At 60.4% G+C, this 19,466-nt stretch carries 15 protein-coding genes; 5 read left to right on the top strand and 10 right to left on the bottom strand.

Annotated features, from left to right (window positions below; translation table 11 throughout):
* Positions 1–7: 7 nt before the first annotated feature.
* Positions 8–2,701, top strand: a complete 2,694-nt coding sequence (locus tag ACODSV_RS10670) for a DEAD/DEAH box helicase (RefSeq protein WP_024074086.1) — start codon at positions 8–10, stop codon at positions 2,699–2,701.
* A gap of 44 nt (positions 2,702–2,745) precedes the next feature.
* On the opposite strand, the gene nagZ is transcribed toward ACODSV_RS10670, so the two are convergent.
* Complete coding sequence (gene nagZ, locus ACODSV_RS10665; protein ID WP_069075499.1) at positions 2,746–3,756, bottom strand: beta-N-acetylhexosaminidase; 1,011 nt, start codon at positions 3,754–3,756, stop codon at positions 2,746–2,748.
* Between the two features lie 145 nt (positions 3,757–3,901).
* Positions 3,902–4,609 carry a TetR/AcrR family transcriptional regulator gene (locus ACODSV_RS10660; RefSeq protein WP_024074084.1) on the bottom strand — a complete coding sequence of 236 codons (708 nt, stop codon included), beginning with the start codon at positions 4,607–4,609 and terminating at the stop codon, positions 3,902–3,904.
* A gap of 263 nt (positions 4,610–4,872) precedes the next feature.
* Here ACODSV_RS10660 and lexA point away from each other — a divergent pair, with 263 nt between their 5' ends.
* Positions 4,873–5,481 (top strand): transcriptional repressor LexA, encoded by a 609-nt coding sequence (gene lexA, locus ACODSV_RS10655; RefSeq protein ID WP_003172575.1) that lies wholly within the window; start codon positions 4,873–4,875, stop codon positions 5,479–5,481.
* Positions 5,482–5,491: 10 nt separating this feature from the next.
* Complete coding sequence (gene sulA, locus ACODSV_RS10650) at positions 5,492–5,965, top strand: SOS-induced cell division inhibitor SulA (RefSeq protein WP_024074083.1); 474 nt, start codon at positions 5,492–5,494, stop codon at positions 5,963–5,965.
* 254 nt (positions 5,966–6,219) lie between these two features.
* Here sulA and ACODSV_RS10645 read toward each other — a convergent pair whose 3' ends face one another.
* From ACODSV_RS10645 to ACODSV_RS10615, 7 genes are all read right to left on the bottom strand, one after another.
* On the bottom strand, positions 6,220–6,453 hold the full coding sequence (locus ACODSV_RS10645) for a hypothetical protein (RefSeq protein WP_010212068.1): 234 nt from the start codon (positions 6,451–6,453) through the stop codon (positions 6,220–6,222).
* Positions 6,454–6,571: 118 nt separating this feature from the next.
* Positions 6,572–7,093 (bottom strand): DUF6586 family protein, encoded by a 522-nt coding sequence (locus tag ACODSV_RS10640; protein WP_024074082.1) that lies wholly within the window; start codon positions 7,091–7,093, stop codon positions 6,572–6,574.
* Between the two features lie 193 nt (positions 7,094–7,286).
* The gene (gene topA / locus ACODSV_RS10635; protein ID WP_024074081.1) at positions 7,287–9,908 is read right to left on the bottom strand and encodes a type I DNA topoisomerase; all 2,622 of its coding nucleotides are present in this window, start codon (positions 9,906–9,908) and stop codon (positions 7,287–7,289) included.
* Between the two features lie 114 nt (positions 9,909–10,022).
* Positions 10,023–10,259: a DUF1653 domain-containing protein gene (locus tag ACODSV_RS10630; protein ID WP_010212074.1), complete on the bottom strand. Its 237-nt coding sequence runs from the start codon at positions 10,257–10,259 to the stop codon at positions 10,023–10,025.
* 97 nt (positions 10,260–10,356) lie between these two features.
* A complete protein-coding gene (gene fadA, locus ACODSV_RS10625; protein WP_024074080.1) occupies positions 10,357–11,532 on the bottom strand; it encodes an acetyl-CoA C-acyltransferase FadA in 1,176 nt (391 codons plus the stop codon).
* A gap of 29 nt (positions 11,533–11,561) precedes the next feature.
* Positions 11,562–13,709, bottom strand: coding sequence for a fatty acid oxidation complex subunit alpha FadB (gene fadB / locus ACODSV_RS10620; protein WP_489045469.1), 2,148 nt, complete (start codon positions 13,707–13,709; stop codon positions 11,562–11,564).
* 494 nt (positions 13,710–14,203) lie between these two features.
* Positions 14,204–14,641: a hypothetical protein gene (locus ACODSV_RS10615; RefSeq protein ID WP_024074078.1), complete on the bottom strand. Its 438-nt coding sequence runs from the start codon at positions 14,639–14,641 to the stop codon at positions 14,204–14,206.
* 106 nt (positions 14,642–14,747) lie between these two features.
* Here ACODSV_RS10615 and ACODSV_RS10610 point away from each other — a divergent pair, with 106 nt between their 5' ends.
* Complete coding sequence (locus ACODSV_RS10610; protein WP_024074077.1) at positions 14,748–15,188, top strand: universal stress protein; 441 nt, start codon at positions 14,748–14,750, stop codon at positions 15,186–15,188.
* Positions 15,189–15,277: 89 nt separating this feature from the next.
* On the opposite strand, the gene ACODSV_RS10605 is transcribed toward ACODSV_RS10610, so the two are convergent.
* Positions 15,278–17,194, bottom strand: coding sequence for an ATP-binding cassette domain-containing protein (locus tag ACODSV_RS10605; RefSeq protein ID WP_024074076.1), 1,917 nt, complete (start codon positions 17,192–17,194; stop codon positions 15,278–15,280).
* 213 nt (positions 17,195–17,407) lie between these two features.
* Between ACODSV_RS10605 and ACODSV_RS10600 the strand changes: the two genes are divergently transcribed.
* Positions 17,408–19,336: a transglycosylase SLT domain-containing protein gene (locus ACODSV_RS10600; protein WP_069075501.1), complete on the top strand. Its 1,929-nt coding sequence runs from the start codon at positions 17,408–17,410 to the stop codon at positions 19,334–19,336.
* Positions 19,337–19,466: the final 130 nt, after the last annotated feature.

Genomic DNA, 19,466 nt, shown 5'->3' with positions numbered 1-19,466 from the left:
CAGCGCCATGCCCCTGACGTCGTCGCTGACCAAACCCCTGGCCCCTTCGTGGGCCAATCGCTTCAAAGAGCAAAGCCTGGAGCGTGGGCGGCGCTACGCCCTGGAGAACCGCGTACGTATCGTCGAATCCGGTGACAGCACGATCATCGCCAGTTGCGAAGGCTCGGGCAGCAACGTCTATCGGCAGACCATTTCACTGCGCGAGTCCGCCAAGGGCATGCTGATCCTGGTGGACAGCCGCTGCACCTGCCCGGTCCATACCAACTGCAAACATATCGCGGCGGTGTTGCTCAAGGTCCAGGAAACCCTGGCCTACCCCGCCGCCGCCCAGGATGCCGAACTGCTGGGAAAACTCCAGGCGGTGCTGGATAACCGCGTGGTACTGCCGCAGGTGGTGATGGAGGACGTACTGCCAGTGCCACGGCTGTGGCTGGCCAGCGTCGAATTCAGCGCGTTCGAGCCGCGCAACGGCAAGATGCAGCGCTATATCCAGCACCGCGCGGCACTGTCGTTCAACTATCTGGGCAACTATGTCAGCGGGCAAAAGAACGCCGACATCATCGTGCGCCAGGAAACCCAAAGCCTGCGTATCAAGCGTCATCCCGAGCTGGAACAGCCCTATCGCGAACAACTGCGCCTGCTCGGTTTCAAGATCGCCACGCGCCAGAGCAAGGCCCTGCCGGAAAGCGCCGGCGAACTGTTCGAGATGGTCAATGACAGCGCCTGGCTGAACTTCACGCTCAACTCGTCGCCGACGCTGCGCGCCGAAGGCTGGGAGTTGCAGATCGACGAGGACTTCGGCTTCGACCTCAGCCCGGTGGACGACTGGTACGCCACCGTCGATGAAGCGCCGGAACGTGACTGGTTCGACCTGGAACTGGGGATCATCGTCAATGGCGAGCGGCTGAGCCTGCTGCCGATCCTGCTCAACCTGATGCGCTCGCACACCGAGCTTCTCAACCCGGAGAAACTCGCACGGCGCCGCGACGAAGAGTTGATCCTGGTGAATATCCCCGGCCTGCCCAATGGCGGCCATGGCCCGCTGCAAGTGGCATTGCCCTATGGCCGCTTGAAACCCGTGCTGGCCACCTTGGGCGAGTTCTACCTGCAGGACCCCGGCACCACCACCCTGCGCCTGGCCAAGGCCGATGCGATTCGCCTGAACCCGCTGGAAGACCTGCCCCTGCAATGGGAAGGCGGCGAAAAAATCCGCAACTTCGCCCAGCGTCTGCGGGATATCAAGGACTTCACCTGTGTCGCGCCCGAAGGCTTGAACGCGACGTTGCGCCCCTATCAGCTGGAAGGCTTGAGCTGGATGCAGTCACTGCGCCAACTGGACGTCGGCGGGATTCTTGCCGATGACATGGGCCTGGGCAAAACCCTGCAAACCCTGGCGCATATTCTCAGCGAGAAAATCGCCGGGCGCCTGGACCGGCCTTGCATGGTGGTGATGCCCACCAGCCTGATACCCAATTGGCTCGATGAAGCCGCGCACTTCACCCCGCAACTCAAGGTGCTGGCGCTGTACGGTGCCGCGCGCAAAAAGCACTTCGCCACATTGCAGGACTATGACCTGCTGCTGACCACCTATGCGCTGTTGCCCAAGGACATCGAGCACCTCGCCACCCAGCCCCTGCATGTGCTGATCCTCGATGAAGCCCAGTACATCAAGAACCCTTCGAGCAAGGCGGCCCAGGCAGCACGTCAGCTCAATGCACGGCAGCGCCTGTGCCTGAGCGGCACGCCGTTGGAAAACCACCTGGGTGAGTTGTGGTCGCTGTTCCACTTCCTGCTGCCGGGCTGGCTGGGTGACGTTAAAAGCTTCAACCGCGATTACCGCGCGCCCATCGAAAAGCGCGGCAGCGATGTGCGACTGCAACACCTCAACGGCCGGATCAAACCCTTCCTGTTGCGCCGCACCAAGGAGCAGGTGGCGACGGAGTTGCCGCCCAAGACCGAGATCATCCACTGGGTCGACCTCAACGAAGCCCAGCGCGACGTGTACGAAACCATGCGCCTGGCCATGGATAAAAAGGTCCGCGACGAAATTACCCGCAAGGGTGTGGCACGCAGCCAGATCATCATTCTCGAAGCCCTGCTCAAGTTACGCCAAGTGTGCTGCGACCTGCGCCTGATCAACGACGCCAGCCTGCCCGCCCGTGGCAGCAGTTCGGGCAAGCTCGATAGCTTGATGGAGATGCTCGAAGAGTTGTTTGCCGAGGGGCGCCGGATCCTGCTGTTTTCCCAGTTCACCTCGATGCTGGGCCTGATCGAAGCCGAACTGAAAAAGCGCGGTGTCGCCTATGCGCTGCTCACCGGCCAGACCCGTGATCGGCGCACTCCGGTGAAGGACTTCCAGAGCGGCAAGCTGCAGATTTTCCTGATCAGCCTGAAAGCCGGGGGTGTGGGCCTGAACCTGACAGAAGCGGACACGGTGATTCACTACGACCCGTGGTGGAACCCCGCCACGGAAAACCAGGCCACTGACCGGGCGTATCGCATCGGTCAGGAAAAGCCGGTGTTTGTGTACAAGATGATTGCCCGCGGCACGGTGGAAGAGAAAATTCAGCATCTGCAGAAGGAAAAGTCCGACCTGGCGGCGGGCGTGCTGGACGGTCGGACGACCGGGGATTGGCAGTTGGGCAATGACGACATCGAGGCGCTCTTTGCACCGCTGCCTAATAAGCAAGAGAAGCGCTGACGGCAAGAGCGCCATCGCGAGCATGCCCGCGATGGACGCGACACTTAATCGATCAACTGCGCATCCCGCAGCGCACCGAGCGCCACCAGCCAACGCGGGTCCTGCTTATACTCCGTCGAAGCCATCGCCTGCCCGCGCATCCGTGCAATCCGCGGCGATGGCGTGACTTTCATCCGCTGGGCCGCACTCAGCGCCAGTTCAGCCGCCGCACGATCGTTACACACCAGGCCCATATCGCAGCCCGCCGTCAGCGCGGCCTCGATACGGCTGGCAGCGTCTCCCACCACATGGGCGCCGGCCATGGACAAGTCATCGCTGAAAATCACCCCGTCAAACTGCAACTCACCGCGCAGGATGTCCTGCAACCAGCGACGCGAGAAGCCGGCGGGCTGAGCGTCAACCTGCGGGTAGATAACATGGGCGGGCATCACGGCCGCCAATTGCTGGCTCAGGCGCGCGAAGGGCACCAGGTCATGGCTGCGAATCTGCTCCAGGCTGCGCTCGTCAGTAGGAATGGCGACATGGGAATCGGCTTCAGCCCAGCCGTGACCGGGGAAGTGCTTGCCGGTGGCGGCCATGCCGGCGCTGTTCATACCGCGGATAAAAGCACCGGCAAGCACCGCGGCACGCGCTGGGTCACCCTCGAAGGCGCGCGTGCCGACCACGGCACTGCGTTGGTAGTCCAGGTCCAGCACAGGGGCGAAGCTGAGATCAAGACCGACAGCCAGCACTTCAGTGGCCATGATCCAGCCACATTGTTCGGCCAGGTACTCGGCGTTGGGGTTATCCGCCAGGGCACGCATGGCCGGCAGGCGCACGAAGCCTTGGCGCAGGCGCTGCACGCGCCCCCCTTCCTGGTCGACCGCCAGCAGCAGGTCCGGGCGCACGGCACGGATCGCCGCGCTCAGCTCTCGCACCTGGCGTGGATGCTCGATATTGCGCGCGAAAATGATCAACCCGCCCACCTCCGGCTGGCGCAGCAGGTGGCGATCCTCGGCCGTCAGCCAGGTGCCGGCTACGTCGACCATCAAAGAACCTTGCAGGGCAGCAGTCATAAACCTTCCTTAAATAACGCACACAACCCGCTACCCTCACGCGGCGCGATCAACGCGGCGGGAGCAACGGGTTGTGTGTAAATAGCTGAATTCGGCATGGGCGGCTAGCTTAGCGGATGCTAGCGGCCACGCACACCCAGGGCAGTCAAACCTTGGCGGGGATGGGAATGGATTTGCTGCGCGGGCGCAATTGAGCGGCGACCATGGCAGGATCGGTGACACCGCTTTCGGCGCGCATGCCCGCGGCGAGAAAAGGCACCATCAGGCGCATCACTTGCTCGATCGAGGTGTTCACGCCAAAGTCGGTCTCGGCAATCGCACGCAACGCCTTGATCCCGGACATGCTGAACGCCGCCGCACCGAGCATGAAATGTACGCGCCAGAACAGCTCGATCGGCGGGATGCGCGGTGCCGCCTCGTTGACCAGCAACATATAGCGACGAAACACCTTGCCGTACATGTCTTCAAGGTAGCGGCGCAGGTGGCCCTGGCTCTGACTGAACGCCAGGCCCAACAGGCGCATGAAGATCGACAAGTCGTTGCCACTGCGTGGTTGAACCACCAAGGCTTGTTCGACGAGGATTTCCAGCAGGTCTTCCAGGCTTGGCTTAGGATCGGCCTTGGCCTGGCGTCGTTCGAGCTCACGGTCCAGGCTGGCGCAGAACGGCCCGAGGAAACGCGAGAACACCGCCTGGATCAGGGCCTTTTTCGAGCCGAAATGGTAGTTCACTGCGGCGAGGTTGACCCCGGCCTTGCTGGTGATCAGCCGCAATGAAGTTTCAGCAAATCCTTTTTCCGCGAACAACTGCTCGGCAGCATCGAGAATGCGTTCAACGGTTTCCGACTGGGCCATGGCTACTCCGCCTGACAAACACTTGTTTGAAACATACGTTTCAAGTTGTGTCTTGTCAAGCCTGCAGGTTCGCTTTCCGGCCGGGCAGTCATCTGTTTCGGCGCTATTTAATCACATCCTTCCAGGTCTGTAGGCAGCGCTACCCATGCCTTGTAGGACGGCTGACGAATGACCGTCCGGCGCCATGGCAGAAAAGGATGATTGCCAAGCGCAGTTCACTGTATATAATCCCAGTCACTGTATAAAAAGACAGAGCGATCAACATGCTAAAACTGACGCCACGCCAAGCTGAGATTCTGGCTTTTATCAAGCGCTGCCTCGATGACAACGGCTACCCGCCGACGCGAGCGGAGATTGCGCTGGAACTGGGATTCAAATCCCCCAACGCCGCCGAAGAGCATCTCAAGGCCCTTGCTCGCAAGGGCGCGATCGAGATGACCCCAGGCGCTTCGCGCGGCATTCGCATCCCTGGCTTCGAAGCCAAGGCCGACGAATCGACACTGCCGATCATCGGTCGCGTCGCCGCCGGTGCGCCGATCCTGGCGCAGCAGCACGTCGAGGAATCCTGCAACATCAACCCGACCTTCTTCCATCCTCGCGCCGACTACCTGTTGCGGGTCCATGGCATGAGCATGAAGGACGTGGGCATTTTCGACGGTGACCTGCTGGCCGTCCATACCACCCGCGAAGCGCGTAACGGCCAGATCGTGGTGGCCCGCATCGGCGATGAAGTCACCGTCAAACGCTTCAAGCGCGAAGGCAGCAAGGTCTGGCTGTTAGCCGAGAACCCTGAGTTCGCCCCGATTGAAGTGAACCTGAAAGACCAGGACCTGGTGATCGAAGGCCTGAGCGTCGGCGTCATTCGCCGCTAAAGGAGGCATCATGCAGCTCGTGCACACCCCACAACACACACAACTGTCGCTGTTCGAGGCCTTCATGGCCCAACCCCTTGCGCCCCTCCTCAAGGAAACGGTCGAGGCGCCCTGGAGCGCCGAGCCTGAGGCGTTCAGTGAATTGTCGTTGCGCGGTGCTGCCGGGAGCTGCCTGAGCCTGCTGGCGCCAATCCTGCGCGAACTGAGCGAGGAACAGGACGCGCGCTGGCTGACACTGATCGCCCCACCTGCCAGCCTGACCCAGGCCTGGCTGCGGGACGCCGGCCTGAACCGCGAGCGCATCCTGCTGCTGCAACCGCGCGGCGCGCAAAGCGCCCAGCAGTTGACCTGCGAAGCCTTGCGCCTGGGTCGTAGCCATACAGTGGTGAGCTGGCTGAACCCATTGAATGCCAGCGCCAAGCAGCAGCTGATCAGTGCTGCGCGCACAGGTGATGCTCAGAGCTTGAATATTCGATTGGGATAATGCGATGAGCCTGCGGAGGGGCTCGTTGTGGCAGGTGGGTTTGCTGTGGCGAGCGGGCTTGCCCCGCGTTGGGCTGCGAAGCGGCCCCAAAACCAGACACCGTGGAATACCTGATATACCGCATTGATCTATTTAGGACTGCTTCGCAGCCCAACGCGGGGCAAGCCCGCTCGCCACAGCAAGCCCACCTGCCACAGCAAGTCCGCTCACCACGACAAACCCATCTGCCCTAGCAAGCCCGACCCTCATAGGACTCAGTGAAGAACCCGCGGGCCGTCTTCCTTCTCAGGTTCGCCTTCTGCCAAGCGGCCTGCCATCTGAACACCGACGCTCAACATGGCTTTTGCCACTTCCACGTGCTGGCCTTGCAGGAACACCTTGGCATCCTCGGAAAAATCCAGAATAACCAGAGAACCCTCGTCCTCCGCCCGGCGCAGCTCGATTCGGCCGTCAGGCAATTCAACAATTTCCAGAAAGGACGTTGGCATAAAAGTCTGTTCTCCACGAAAGGCCGGGATTATATCAGTCATCCGCCCGGCTTCGTTGAGGTTCTGAAGAGGTTTCTTTACGGCTTGATGAACGGTGCCATATGAATCCGACCAACGCTCAGCACTCGTTCAAACCTTCACGAAAGCGCAACGCCATCTTTTTCAGCTCCTGACGCCAGCCTTCCAACTCTTCACGACTCAGAGGCTTGGGCTCTTCCTCTTCCAACGCAACCGCCACGATCAAGGGCTGGGTCACATCGCCCTTGGGCACATGGGGAACACGGGGCGGCTGAAACATATCCGCATGGGCCTTGAGCAGACGCGCGACCCAGCTGTCGGGGCTCTGGGCCATTTCCACCAACTCGGCCAGTTCAGGGATCGCCATGCTTTCCAGCACTTCACGATTCATGATCATTTCCGCACGGGGCGAACCGGCCTGGGGCAAGCGGTAGAACCCCGCGATCTCATGACACAAGCCCAGTAACGCACCATACAGGTGGAACAACGCGGCTTCACGCCCAGCCTGAACCAGCGCAATCGCGTTCATCTCCTTGCCTTGCTCGGCACGGCCAAGGGCTTCCAGGGACAAACCCGCAAAGTAAATTTTCTGGTTGGTACGGGTATAGAGTTCGTTGGCCATAACGGCAATCTCCACAACGAATAAGCGTCATGCTGGCTCAACAGTGTCACGGATCAGCCGAGCCTACTGCAAGTAGAACCAAACAGATCCAAATGTGGGAGGGGGCTTGCCCCCGATAGCGGAGCATCAGTCATACACATGTCGACTTCACACCGCGATCGGGGGCAAGCCCCCTCCCACATTGGATCTTGGATCAAGCGCCCTGGCGCTTGTCCTCAACCTTCCACTTACCGCCGTCGTAGAACGCCTTCCAACCGGTCGGCTTACCGTCCACTTCGGATTGCACGTACTGCTCCTTGGTCTTGCGGCTGTAGCGGATCACGGCTGGGCGACCATCCGGGTCCTTCTTCGGCGCCTCACACAGGAAGTGATACTTAGGATCGATCTCGTCCTTGTGCGGCACGATTTCCAGCACCAATGGTGCACGGGTCTCGCGGTTTTTCGGGAACTGGCTGGCGGCCAGGAACAGGCCCGAAGCACCATCACGCAGGATGTAGGTGTCGTTGACCTTCTCGCACTTGAGTTCGGGCATCTTCACCGGGTCCATCTTCGGCGGCGCCGCATCACCGCTTTTCAGCAGTTTGCGGGTGTTCTTGCACGTCGGGTTGGTGCAACCGAAGAACTTGCCGAAGCGGCCGGTCTTGAGCTGCATCTCACTGCCGCACTTGTCGCATTCCAGGCTCGGGCCTTCGTAGCCCTTGATGCGGTAGCTGCCCTCTTCGATCTCATAGCCGTCACAATCCGGGTTGTTACCGCAGATATGCAGCTTGTGCTTCTCATCGAGCAGATAGGCATCCATCGCCGTGTTGCAGATCGGGCAGCGGTGCTTGCCACGCAGTACCAGCGATTCGGATTCCCCCTCGTCGTCGGCGGCGATTTCATCTCCCGGCACCAGGTTGACGGTGGCCTTGCAGCGCTCTTTCGGTGGCAGGCTGTAACCCGAGCAACCGAGGAAAACGCCGGTGGAAGCGGTACGGATCTGCATCGGACGGCCGCAGGTCAGGCACGGGATGTCGGTCATCACCGGCTGGTTCGCGCGCATCCCGCTCTCGGGGCTTTCGGCCACTTCGAGTTTCTTCTTGAAGTCGCCGTAGAACTCGTCCAGCACGTTTTTCCAGTCGCGCTCGCCCTGGGCCACGTCATCGAGGTTCTCTTCCATGCCGGCGGTGAAGCCGTAGTCCATCAGGTTGGAGAAACTCTCGGACAGACGCTCGGTGACGATATCGCCCATCTTTTCCGAATAGAAACGACGGTTGTGCAGGGCAACGTAGCCACGGTCCTGGATCGTCGAGATGATCGCGGCGTAGGTCGAAGGACGACCGATACCGCGTTTTTCCATCTCTTTCACCAGGCTGGCTTCCGAATAACGCGCCGGCGGCTTGGTGAAGTGCTGGGACGGGTCGAGCTTGATCAGCTTGAGCGTATCGCCCTGGGCCATGTCCGGCAGTACATCGTCGTCGCCCGGCTTGGCGATCTGCGGCATCACGCGGGTATAGCCGTCGAACTTGAGGATACGGCCCTTGGCGCGCAGCTCGAAGTCGCCAGCGCCCACACTGACGGTGGTGGACAGGTATTGCGCCGGCAGCATCTGGCAGGCCAGGAACTGGCGCCAGATCAGCTCGTAGAGGCGCTCAGCATCGCGTTCCATGCCGCTCAGCTTGCTTGGCTCGGTGTTGGCGTCGGAAGGACGAATCGCTTCGTGAGCCTCCTGGGCGCCCTCTTTGCTGCTGTAGACGTTCGGCTTCTCCGGCAGGTACTTCTTGCCGAACTCACTTTCAATATAAGTGCGCGCCATGGCCACCGCGTCTTGCGACAGGTTGGTGGAGTCGGTACGCATATAGGTGATGTAGCCAGCTTCGTACAGACGCTGGGCCATCATCATGGTCTTCTTCACCCCGAAGCCCAGGCGGTTGCTCGCGGCCTGTTGCAAGGTAGAGGTAATGAACGGTGCCGACGGCTTGCTGCTGGTCGGTTTGTCTTCGCGCTTGACGATGCTGTAGCTGGACGCCTTGAGCTTTTCCAGCGCGGCCATGGCCTGGGCTTCGTTCAGCGGCTTGAACGCCTCGCCTTTCTCACGGGCCACTTCGAAGCGCACGTTGGCGCCCTTGGCAGTGCCCAGGTCGGCGTGGACTTCCCAGTATTCTTCGGGGTTGAACGCACGGATCTCACGCTCACGCTCCACCACCAGCTTGACCGCTACCGATTGCACACGGCCGGCGGACAGGCCGCGGGCGATCTTGGCCCACAGCAGTGGCGAGACCATGTAGCCCACGACGCGGTCGAGGAAACGACGGGCCTGCTGGGCGTTGACGCGGTCAATGTCCAGCTCGCCCGGCTTGGAGAAGGCTTCCTGGATGGCTTTCTTGGTGATTTCGTTGAACACCACACGCTTGTAGCGGCTGTCATCGCCGCCGATGGCTTCCCGCAGGTGCCAGGCAATGGCTTCCCCTTCGCGGTCCAAGTCCGTTGCGAGATAGATGGTGTCAGCATCCTTGGCGAGCCGACGCAGCTCTTCGATGACCTTTTCCTTGCCCGGAAGGATTTCGTACTTGGCCTTCCAGCCATGTTCCGGATCCACCCCCATGCGCGAGACCAGCTGCTTGCGCGCTTTCTCTTTAGGGCTGAGCACCGGACCTTCGCCCGCGGCCGCCTTGCCGCGCTTGGCGGCAGGCTCCTTGCTGGCGCTAGCCGAACCGCTGGTGGGCAGGTCTCGGATATGGCCGATACTCGACTTCACCACGTACTCGTTGCCCAAGTACTTGTTGATGGTCTTGGCCTTAGCCGGGGATTCCACAATGACCAGCGATTTGCCCATGGATCGGAAAATTCCTGAATTCGAGAAGTGAAAGGCAGTTGGCGCCTGACGCGGCAACGCTATATATAGTGGCAACAAGGTGAGGTCAAGCGCAGCATTCTGCGCGGCCTGCCGTTATTGCCCTGAAAAAAGACTGGGTTCGGCCTGGACCAAAGCAAAGCGCGGGACCTGCTCGCCGTCAACTTCGACGGTCTCGAGGAACATGCTCAAGGGGCGCACCCAAAAGCCGTAATCGCCATACAGTGCTTGGTAGAACACCACTTCTTCTTCGGTCTCGGAATGCCGTGCCACGCTGAAAACGCGGTACTGCGGACCTTTATAATGTTGGTAGAGCCCTGGTTCGACTTTCATGCTCTGGCCCCCTTACAAAATTTGTTGAAAAAAAATATTAAAAATTCCAAAAAACAAAAACCGGGGCACTGGGCCCCGGCTTCCGTCAACTCAACGCTTAGACGCGTTCGAAGACGGTGGAAATGCCTTGGCCAAGACCAATGCACATGGTTGCAACCCCGAGGTTACCGCCATTTTGCTTCATCACGTTAAGCAAAGTGCCGGAAATACGCGCACCGGAGCAACCGAATGGGTGGCCCAGGGCAATCGCACCGCCGTGCAGGTTAACCTTCTCGTTCATCTTGTCGAGCACTTTCAAATCTTTCAGCACCGGCAGGGCCTGTGCAGCGAAAGCTTCGTTGAGTTCGAAGAAGTCGATATCGGAGATGGTCAGGCCCGCACGCTTCAAGGCTTTTTGTGTCGCCGGTACTGGACCATAGCCCATGATTGCGGGGTCCACACCCGCCACGGCCATCGAACGAATCACCGCCAGCGGCTGGATACCCAGGTCCTGGGCACGCTGCGCCGACATCACAATCATGCACGAGGCACCATCGGTGATTTGCGACGAAGTACCCGCCGTCACGGTGCCGCCCTTCGGATTGAAGGCAGGCTTGAGGGCCGCCAGGCTTTCCAGGGTGGTGTCCGGACGAATGGTTTCGTCGTAGTCGAACAGTTTCAGGAAACCGTTCTCGTCGTAGCCGTTCATCGGGATGATTTCATCCTTGAACTTGCCTTCCACCGTTGCCTTGTGGGCCAACTGGTGGGAGCGCAGGCCGAACGCGTCCTGGGCTTCACGGGTAATGCCGTGCATCTTGCCGAGCATTTCCGCGGTCAGGCCCATCATGCCCGAGGCTTTTGCCGCGTACAGCGACATGTGTGGGTTGGGATCGACGCCGTGCATCATGCTGACGTGGCCCATGTGCTCCACGCCACCGACCACGAACACATCCCCGTTACCCGTCATGATCGCCTGGGCGGCCGTGTGCAGGGCGCTCATCGAGGAGCCACACAAACGGCTGACGGTCTGGCCGGCGGCCGTGTGCGGGATCTGGGTCATCAGCGACGCCATGCGCGCGATGTTCCAGCCCTGCTCCAGGGTCTGGTTGACGCAGCCCCAGATCACGTCTTCGACTTCGTTCGGGTCGACCTTGACGTTGCGCTCCAGCAATTTGCTGATCAGGTGCGCCGACATATCTTCAGCGCGGGTGTTGCGGTGCATGCCGCCCTTGGAGCGGCCCATCGGTGTGCGACCGAAGTCGACAATCACGACGTCTCTTGGATTCAAGCTCATAAATATTCTCGCTCTAGTCGTCTGGGCACTTAACCGAAGAAGCTCTGGCCATTCCTGGCCATCTCACGCAGCTTCGCGGTCGGGTGGTACAGCGGGCCCAAATCAGCGTATTGATCAGCCAGGGCAACGAATTCGGCTACACCGATCGAGTCGATGTAACGCAGCGCACCACCACGGAATGGAGGGAAACCAATACCGTATACCAGGCCCATATCGGCTTCGGCAGCGGTCTCGACGATGCCGTCTTCCAGGCAACGCACGGTCTCCAGGCACAGGGCGATCATCATCCAGTTGACGATGTCCTCGTCGGACACCTCACGCTGTTCATAGATGACCGGCGCAAGCACCTCGTGGACCGACGGGTCAGCGACCTTCTTCTGCTTGCCCTTCTTGTCGGTCTCGTAGGCGTAGAAGCCCTTGCCGTTTTTCTGACCCAGGCGCTTGGCCTCGTAGAGCGCGTCGATCGCCGAGCGCCGGTCGTCTTTCATACGGTCCGGGAAGCCTTCAGCCATCACGTCGCGGCCGTGGTGGCCGGTGTCGATACCGACAACGTCCATCAGGTACGCCGGGCCCATGGGCCAGCCGAATTTTTCCATGACCTTGTCGATGCGCACGAAGTCCACACCGACGCTGACCAGCTTGGCGAAACCGCCGAAGTACGGGAACAGCACGCGGTTGACCAGGAAGCCCGGGCAATCATTGACCACGATCGGGTTCTTGCCCATTTTCTTGGCGTAGGCAACGGTGGTGGCGATGGCCAACTCGCTGGACTTCTCGCCACGGATCACTTCCACCAGCGGCATCATGTGCACCGGGTTAAAGAAGTGCATGCCGACGAAGTTTTCCGGACGCTTGAGCGCTTTGGCCAGCAGCGAGATGGAGATCGTCGAGGTGTTGGACGCCAGGATGGTGTCGTCTTTGACCTGCGCTTCCACTTCAGCCAGTACGGCTTGCTTGACCTTCGGGTTCTCGACAACCGCTTCGACCACCAGGTCGACATGGCCGAAATCGCCGTAGGACAGCGTAGGACGAATGCCGTTAAGCACTTCAGCCATTTTCGCAGCGGTCATGCGACCTTTATCAACGCGGCCCACCAGCAGCTTGGCGGCTTCCGCCAGGCCCTGCTCGATACCGTGTTCGTTGATGTCTTTCATCAGGATCGGCGTGCCTTTGGACGCCGACTGATAGGCGATACCGCCACCCATGATGCCGGCACCGAGTACGGCGGCCTGTTTCACGTCCTTGGCGACTTCGTCGTAGGCCTTGGCCTTTTTCTTCAGTTCCTGATCGTTCAGGAACAGGCCGATCAGGCTCTGGGCAGCAGAAGTCTTGGCCAGTTTGACGAAACCCGCCGCTTCCACTTCCAGGGCTTTGTCGCGACCGAAGTTCGCGGCCTTCTGGATGGTCTTGATCGCTTCAACCGGCGCCGGATAGTTCGGACCGGCCTGGCCGGCGACGAAACCCTTGGCGGTTTCGAACGACATCATTTGTTCGATGGCGTTGAGCTTGAGTTTTTCCAGCTTTGGCTGACGCTTGGCCTTGTAGTCAAATTCGCCGCTGATGGCGCCTTTGATCAGGTTCAGTGCAGCTTCGGCCAGTTTGTCCGGGGCAACCACAGCGTCGACGGCACCGACTTTCAGCGCGTCTTCAGCTTTATTTTCCTTACCGGCGGCGATCCACTCGATGGCGTTGTCGGCACCGATCAGGCGCGGCAGACGCACGGTACCGCCGAAGCCTGGGTAGATGCCCAGCTTGACTTCAGGCAGGCCGATCTTGGCAGTGGCCGACATGACGCGGAAGTCTGCGGCCAGGCACATTTCCAAGCCGCCGCCCAAGGCGATGCCATTGATGGCGGCAACGGTCGGCACGTTGAGGTCTTCGAAATCGCTGAAAATCTTGTTGGCTTCGAGGTTGCCAGCCACCAGCTCGGCATCGGGCAGCTTGAAGTTGTCGACGAATTCGGTGATGTCAGCGCCGACGATAAACACGTCCTTGCCGCTGGAGACGATCACGCCCTTGACCGAAGCATCTGCTTTGATGGTGTCTACGGCCTGACGCAGTTCGTTCAGGGTTAGACGGTTGAACTTGTTGACGGACTCACCCTTGAGGTCGAATTTCAATTCGACGATGCCACTTTCAAGAGCCTTAACCGTGATGGCTTTACCTTCGTAAATCATCAACTGATCTCCACGATATGGAAGCTGAACAGTACACACCGGACGCTGGCCTCTGGTTAGACATTGATCATTTCGTCAATGCTCACCCCAATGCGCCAGGCACACCCGCCAATGCGATAGTCGGGATTCTGTATGAGACGTCTGACAGACAAACGCTCAATTCATACGCCCGTTTGATTTGGGTACGTCACCTTCATCCAATTCCAGGCAATTGTCAATCGCTCGAAAGGCTAGGAAAAACGCGACTTTCCAGTCATTTCAGAACCCCCGCCCCAGGCCTGCGCCTCGTCAATATTTCAATATTCACGAAATCAATAATCAAAAAAGTGCGGGAAAACGCTGTACAGATCGGGATATGCCGCTAGGCTAGCGACAACCGTAACGCGCCTGGATGAACATCCGACGCATGAAACACAGATTTACCGGCCTGCCTGGCCAACTCCAGCCCGATGATGATGTCGGGCTTTTTATTGCCTATGGTTTACCCGAAGGCCTCATGCCAGGGCCTTGAGCACTTTATCAATGGCCTGCAAGTCACTCGCCTCGCCCTTCTCACCCCAGTACAAAGTGACCATCTGACGATCCGCCTCGACTTTATAGACGTTGGCCGGCAGCGTTGCGAAATGCGGCAACAGCTTCTCATCGACGCACACCTCCTGCCACTGATTGACCCACACACCCGGCTCCAGCTGCCAGTAACTCCAGGTGTCTGGCGTACGGCCACGTCGCGGCCGGTGGTACTGCGCGCAAGGGCTCGGCGGCTCCTGCTTGAGCCAGTGCGGCCACTCCTGAGGTGCCAGTTGCATGGCCAGGCCGATGCGTCGCGCCTCCATGCGCAGGGCCATGCGCCCGCTCTGGTGGCGCGACGGGCGCAGCCATGCCAGGGGGCTCAGAACCACCACAAGGATTGACACCACTATCCAGACCGTCATATGTGTACTCCCGAATTTCTAGATGAGCGGATTTGATCTCACGCAACCCCATCCGCTTGAAAGCAGCCATACTGAATCTATTGCAGTCCCCCTAGAGGAACGCCTCATGCCCTACCAACATATTCTGGTCGCTGTCGATCTGACCGAAGAGTGCGATCCAGTGATCAAGCGCGCGCAGGAATCCGCATTGGCCAATGGTGCCGTACTGTCGCTGGTGCATATCGTCGAGCCCATGGCCATGGCCTTTGGCGGTGACGTGCCGATGGACCTTTCCCAATTGCAGCAACAACAATTCGACCAGGCCAAGGAGCGTCTGGACCGTTTGATTCTCAAGTACCCGCACCTGAAAAAGGAAGACTGCCACCTGACCTACGGCCAACCTCGCCAGGAAATCCACCACCTGGCCAAAGAAAAGGGTTGTGACCTGATCGTGGTCGGTAGCCATGGCCGTCATGGTTTGGCGCTGTTGCTGGGCTCCACGGCCAATGACGTGCTGCATGGCGCGCCGTGCGATGTCCTGGCGGTAAGGCTGGTCAAAAGCTCGTAAGCCCCCTCCCACATTTTGAATCGCATTTCATATGAAAAACCCGGTGTTCATCCAAATGAACACCGGGTTTTTTAATGCATCTGGATCAATCAGGCATCCAACTCAGCCCAACGCTCAACCAGCGCTTCCAGCTCCTGGTTCAACGTCTCCAGGGAAGCGATGACCTTGGCGGTTTCCGCCGCCGGGCGCAGGTAGAAACCCGCGTCGGCCATTTGCGCTTCCACAGCCGCGATCTGTTGCTCCTTGGCCTCGATATCACCCGGCAAGGCTTCCAGCTCACGCTGAAGCTTGTAGCTGAGCTTCTTCTTGGCCGCCGGGGCAGCTTCCTGGGCCGGGGCAGCGGCCACCGGGGCGACAACGGCGGAGGTCAGGTCGGCCTTGCCGGACTTGCTCTCGGTCACGCCCAGCAGGCGCGGTGAACCGCCCTGACGCAGCCAGTCCTGGTAACCACCGACGTACTCACGCACCTTGCCTTCCCCTTCGAAGACCAGGGTACTGGTGACCACGTTGTCGAGGAATGCCCGGTCGTGGCTGACCATCAGCACAGTGCCGTTGAAGGTCAGCAAGACCTCTTCCAGCAGTTCGAGGGTTTCCACATCGAGGTCGTTGGTCGGTTCGTCGAGTACCAGCAGGTTGGCCGGCTTGCTGAACAGCTTGGCCAGCAGCAGGCGCGCGCGCTCACCACCGGACAAGGCCTTGACGGGTGTGCGGGCACGCTGCGGGCTGAACAGGAAGTCGCCCAGGTAGCTCAGCACGTGGCGACTCTGGCCGTCGATGTCGATAAAGTCGCGACCTTCGGCAACGTTGTCGATCACGGTCTTTTCCAGGTCCAGCTGGTGACGCAACTGATCGAAGTAGGCCACGTCGATGCGGGTGCCCTCTTCCACGGTGCCGCTGGTCGGTTGCAGGCCGTTGAGCATCAGCTTGAGCAAGGTGGTCTTGCCGGTACCGTTGGCGCCCAGCAAGCCGATACGGTCGCCGCGTTGCAGGACCATGGAGAAGTCCTTGATCAGGAACGGACCGTCCGGGTGATGGAAGCTGACGTTTTCCAGCACCATCACTTGCTTGCCCGACTTGTCGGCAGTATCCAGCTGGATATTGGCCTTGCCGGTGCGCTCGCGGCGTTCGCTGCGCTCGACGCGCAGGGCTTTCAGGGCACGTACGCGGCCTTCGTTACGGGTACGGCGCGCCTTGATGCCCTGGCGGATCCAGACTTCTTCCTGGGCCAGTTTCTTGTCGAACAGGGCGTTGGCGGTTTCTTCGGCGGACAGTGCGGCTTCCTTGTGCACCAGGAAGCTGGCGTAGTCGCCGTTCCAGTCGATCAGGCCACCACGGTCCAGTTCGAGGATGCGCGTGGCGAGGTTTTGCAGGAAGGAACGGTCGTGCGTGATGAACAGCACGGCACCCTGGAAATCCTTGAGGGCTTCTTCCAGCCAGGCGATGGCGCCGATGTCCAGGTGGTTGGTCGGTTCGTCGAGCAGCAGCAGGTCCGGCTCGGACACCAGCGCCTGGGCCAGCAACACCCGGCGACGCCAGCCGCCGGACAATTCGGCGAGGGTCTTGTCGGCCGGCAGTTGCAGGCGGCTCAGGGTACTGTCCACCAGTTGCTGCAGGCGCCAGCCGTCGCGGGCTTCGAGGTCTTGCTGGACGTGCATCAGCTTGTCCAGGTCTTCTTCGGTGACGCAGTTCTGCGCCAGGTGGTGGTACTGCGCAAGCAACTCACCAACGCCGTCCAGGCCTTCGGCAACCACGTCGAACACGGTCCGTCCGTCGGCCACCGGCAATTCTTGCGGCAATTCGCCGATCTTGAGGCCCGGGGCACGCCACACAGAGCCGTCGTCGGGCTTCTGATCGCCTTTTACCAGCTTCATCATGCTGGACTTGCCGGTGCCGTTGCGGCCGATGATGCACACCCGCTCACCACGGGCGATCTGCCAGGACACCTTGTCCAACAACGGCATAGCGCCGAAAGCAAGGGACACATCGCTGAATTTGAGCAGGGTCATACGCTTCTCCAAAAACTGGGCGCGCATTCTACCTGACTTGAGGGCTGGATGCGGTCGCCATTTTCTCTGCTGATACGTTCTGTAGGACATTTCCGGCGATCTTCAACCAACCGGCCGGCAAAGCTTTCACCGGCCGCTGGCAAAAGGCTAAGCTAGGGGCAATCAGTGTCGGCGGTGCCGGCGCTAGTCGTGATTTCTCTGCACGGACGTCTCATGCGCAGTCGCCTTTTCAACTTTTTATCTTGTCTTCTTCTTTCCGCCACGGCCGTTCAATCCGCGCAGGCCGTGGACCTCACCACTCAACGTCAATATTACGATGAAGCCAAGCGTGCACTGGCCAAGGGCGATACCGGCCCCTACATGCAATACAGCCAGGCCCTGGCCGACTACCCGCTGACGCCCTACCTGGCGTACGACGAGCTGACCGCCCGCCTGAAGACCGCCAGCAACGAGGAAATCGAACAGTTCCTTGCGAAAAACGGCGACCTGCCCCAGGCCAACTGGATGAAACTGCGCTGGTTGCGCTGGCTGGCCGACCGTGGTGATTGGCAGACCTTTGAAAAGTACTACGATGCCAAGCTCAATTTCGTTGAATTGGACTGCCTGCATGGCCAGTTCCAGCTCACCCACAATCTGAAAGCCGAAGGCTACAAGACCACCGAAAAACTGTGGATGACCGGCAAATCCCAGCCCGCCGCGTGCGATGCCACCTTTAGTCAATGGGCCGCCGACGGCCAGCTCACCGAGCAAAAAATCTGGGACCGCGCCAAGCTCGCTGCCGAAGCGCGCAACTACGCGCTGGCCAACAGCCTGGTGAAAACCCTGCCGACCCTCGGCGCCCAAGGCCGCCTGATGGTCGACGTGGCGCAAAAGCCCGACATGCTCAGTGATCCTTCGCGCTTCCTGCCGGCCACCGAAGCCATGTCTGACGCCGTGGGCCTGGGCCTGCGCCGCCTGGCTCGCCAGGACCCGGACAAGGCCATGGCCCTGCTCGACGGCTATGCCAGCAGCATGCACTTCTCCCGTGACGAAAAAGTGGCGATCGCTCGTGAAATCGGCCTGACCCTGGCCAAGCGCTTCGATCCACGCGCCCTTGAGGTGATGACCAAGTACGACCCCGAACTGCGCGACAACACCGTGTCCGAATGGCGCCTGCGCCTGCTGCTGCGCCTGGCCCGCTGGGAAGATGCCTATCAGTTGACGCGAAAACTCCCACAAGACTTGGCCACCACCAATCGCTGGCGCTACTGGCAGGCCCGAAGCCTGGAACTGGCCGAGCCGAAAAACCCGCAAGCCCTGGTGCTGTACAAGAACCTGGCGAGGGAGCGGGATTTCTACGGTTTCCTCGCCGCTGACCGCTCCAAGGCGCCGTACCAGTTGATCAACAAGCCGCTGTTGATGAGCCAGGCGCTGATCAACAAGGTGCGCAACACCCCCGGCGTGCGGCGTGCCCTCGAGTTCTATGCCCGTGGCCAGGTGGTGGACGGTCGCCGCGAGTGGTACCACGTCAGCCGTCACTTTGACCGTGACGAAATGGTCGCCCAGGCCAAGCTGGCCTATGACATGAAGTGGTACTTCCCGGCGATTCGCACCATCAGCCAGGCTCAGTACTGGGACGACCTGGACATCCGCTTCCCGATGGCCCACCGCGACACCCTGGTGCGCGAAGCCAAGGTACGCGGCCTGCATTCGAGCTGGGTGTTCGCTATTACCCGCCAGGAAAGCGCCTTCATGGACGACGCCCGCTCCGGCGTCGGTGCCAGCGGCCTGATGCAACTGATGCCCGGCACCGCCAAGGACACCGCGCGCAAGTTCAGTATCCCCCTGGCCTCACCCGCCCAGGTACTGGACCCGGATAAAAACATCCAGCTCGGCGCGGCCTACCTCAGCCAGGTACACAGCCAGTTCAACGGCAACCGGGTGCTCGCCTCCGCCGCCTACAACGCCGGCCCCGGCCGCGTGCGTCAATGGCTGCGCGGCGCCGACCACCTGAGTTTCGACGTGTGGGTGGAAAGCATTCCGTTCGATGAAACCCGTCAATATGTACAGAACGTGCTGTCTTATTCGGTGATCTACGGACAGAAGCTCAACTCACCACAGCCGCTGGTGGATTGGCATGAGCGGTATTTTGATGATCAGTGACAATGGCTGACGAAAAGCCTGTGGCGAGCGGGCTTTGTAGTGGCTAGCACGGCGGGTTGTGGCAAGCAGGCTTGTTGTGGCGAGCGGGCTTGCCCCGCGTTGGGCTGCGTAGCAGCCCCAAAACCTGGCG

The sequence above is a fragment of the Pseudomonas sp. FG86 genome (genome assembly GCF_057808775.1).
The sequence above is the reverse complement of the archived record's forward strand: the minus strand, read 5'-3'. Positions and strand labels throughout refer to the sequence as shown.

Excerpts from the sequence above, each read along its gene's own strand:
- ACODSV_RS10670 (WP_024074086.1), top strand. The coding sequence starts at position 8 with ATGCCCCTGACGTCGTCGCTGACCAAACCCCTGGCCCCTTCGTGGGCC.
- nagZ (WP_069075499.1), bottom strand. The coding sequence starts at position 3,756 with ATGACTGCTGCCCTGCAAGGTTCTTTGATGGTCGACGTAGCCGGCACC.
- ACODSV_RS10660 (WP_024074084.1), bottom strand. The coding sequence starts at position 4,609 with ATGGCCCAGTCGGAAACCGTTGAACGCATTCTCGATGCTGCCGAGCAG.
- lexA (WP_003172575.1), top strand. The coding sequence starts at position 4,873 with ATGCTAAAACTGACGCCACGCCAAGCTGAGATTCTGGCTTTTATCAAG.
- sulA (WP_024074083.1), top strand. The coding sequence starts at position 5,492 with ATGCAGCTCGTGCACACCCCACAACACACACAACTGTCGCTGTTCGAG.
- ACODSV_RS10645 (WP_010212068.1), bottom strand. The coding sequence starts at position 6,453 with ATGCCAACGTCCTTTCTGGAAATTGTTGAATTGCCTGACGGCCGAATC.
- ACODSV_RS10640 (WP_024074082.1), bottom strand. The coding sequence starts at position 7,093 with ATGGCCAACGAACTCTATACCCGTACCAACCAGAAAATTTACTTTGCG.
- topA (WP_024074081.1), bottom strand. The coding sequence starts at position 9,908 with ATGGGCAAATCGCTGGTCATTGTGGAATCCCCGGCTAAGGCCAAGACC.
- ACODSV_RS10630 (WP_010212074.1), bottom strand. The coding sequence starts at position 10,259 with ATGAAAGTCGAACCAGGGCTCTACCAACATTATAAAGGTCCGCAGTAC.
- fadA (WP_024074080.1), bottom strand. The coding sequence starts at position 11,532 with ATGAGCTTGAATCCAAGAGACGTCGTGATTGTCGACTTCGGTCGCACA.
- fadB (WP_489045469.1), bottom strand. The coding sequence starts at position 13,709 with ATGATTTACGAAGGTAAAGCCATCACGGTTAAGGCTCTTGAAAGTGGC.
- ACODSV_RS10615 (WP_024074078.1), bottom strand. The coding sequence starts at position 14,641 with ATGACGGTCTGGATAGTGGTGTCAATCCTTGTGGTGGTTCTGAGCCCC.
- ACODSV_RS10610 (WP_024074077.1), top strand. The coding sequence starts at position 14,748 with ATGCCCTACCAACATATTCTGGTCGCTGTCGATCTGACCGAAGAGTGC.
- ACODSV_RS10605 (WP_024074076.1), bottom strand. The coding sequence starts at position 17,194 with ATGACCCTGCTCAAATTCAGCGATGTGTCCCTTGCTTTCGGCGCTATG.
- ACODSV_RS10600 (WP_069075501.1), top strand. The coding sequence starts at position 17,408 with ATGCGCAGTCGCCTTTTCAACTTTTTATCTTGTCTTCTTCTTTCCGCC.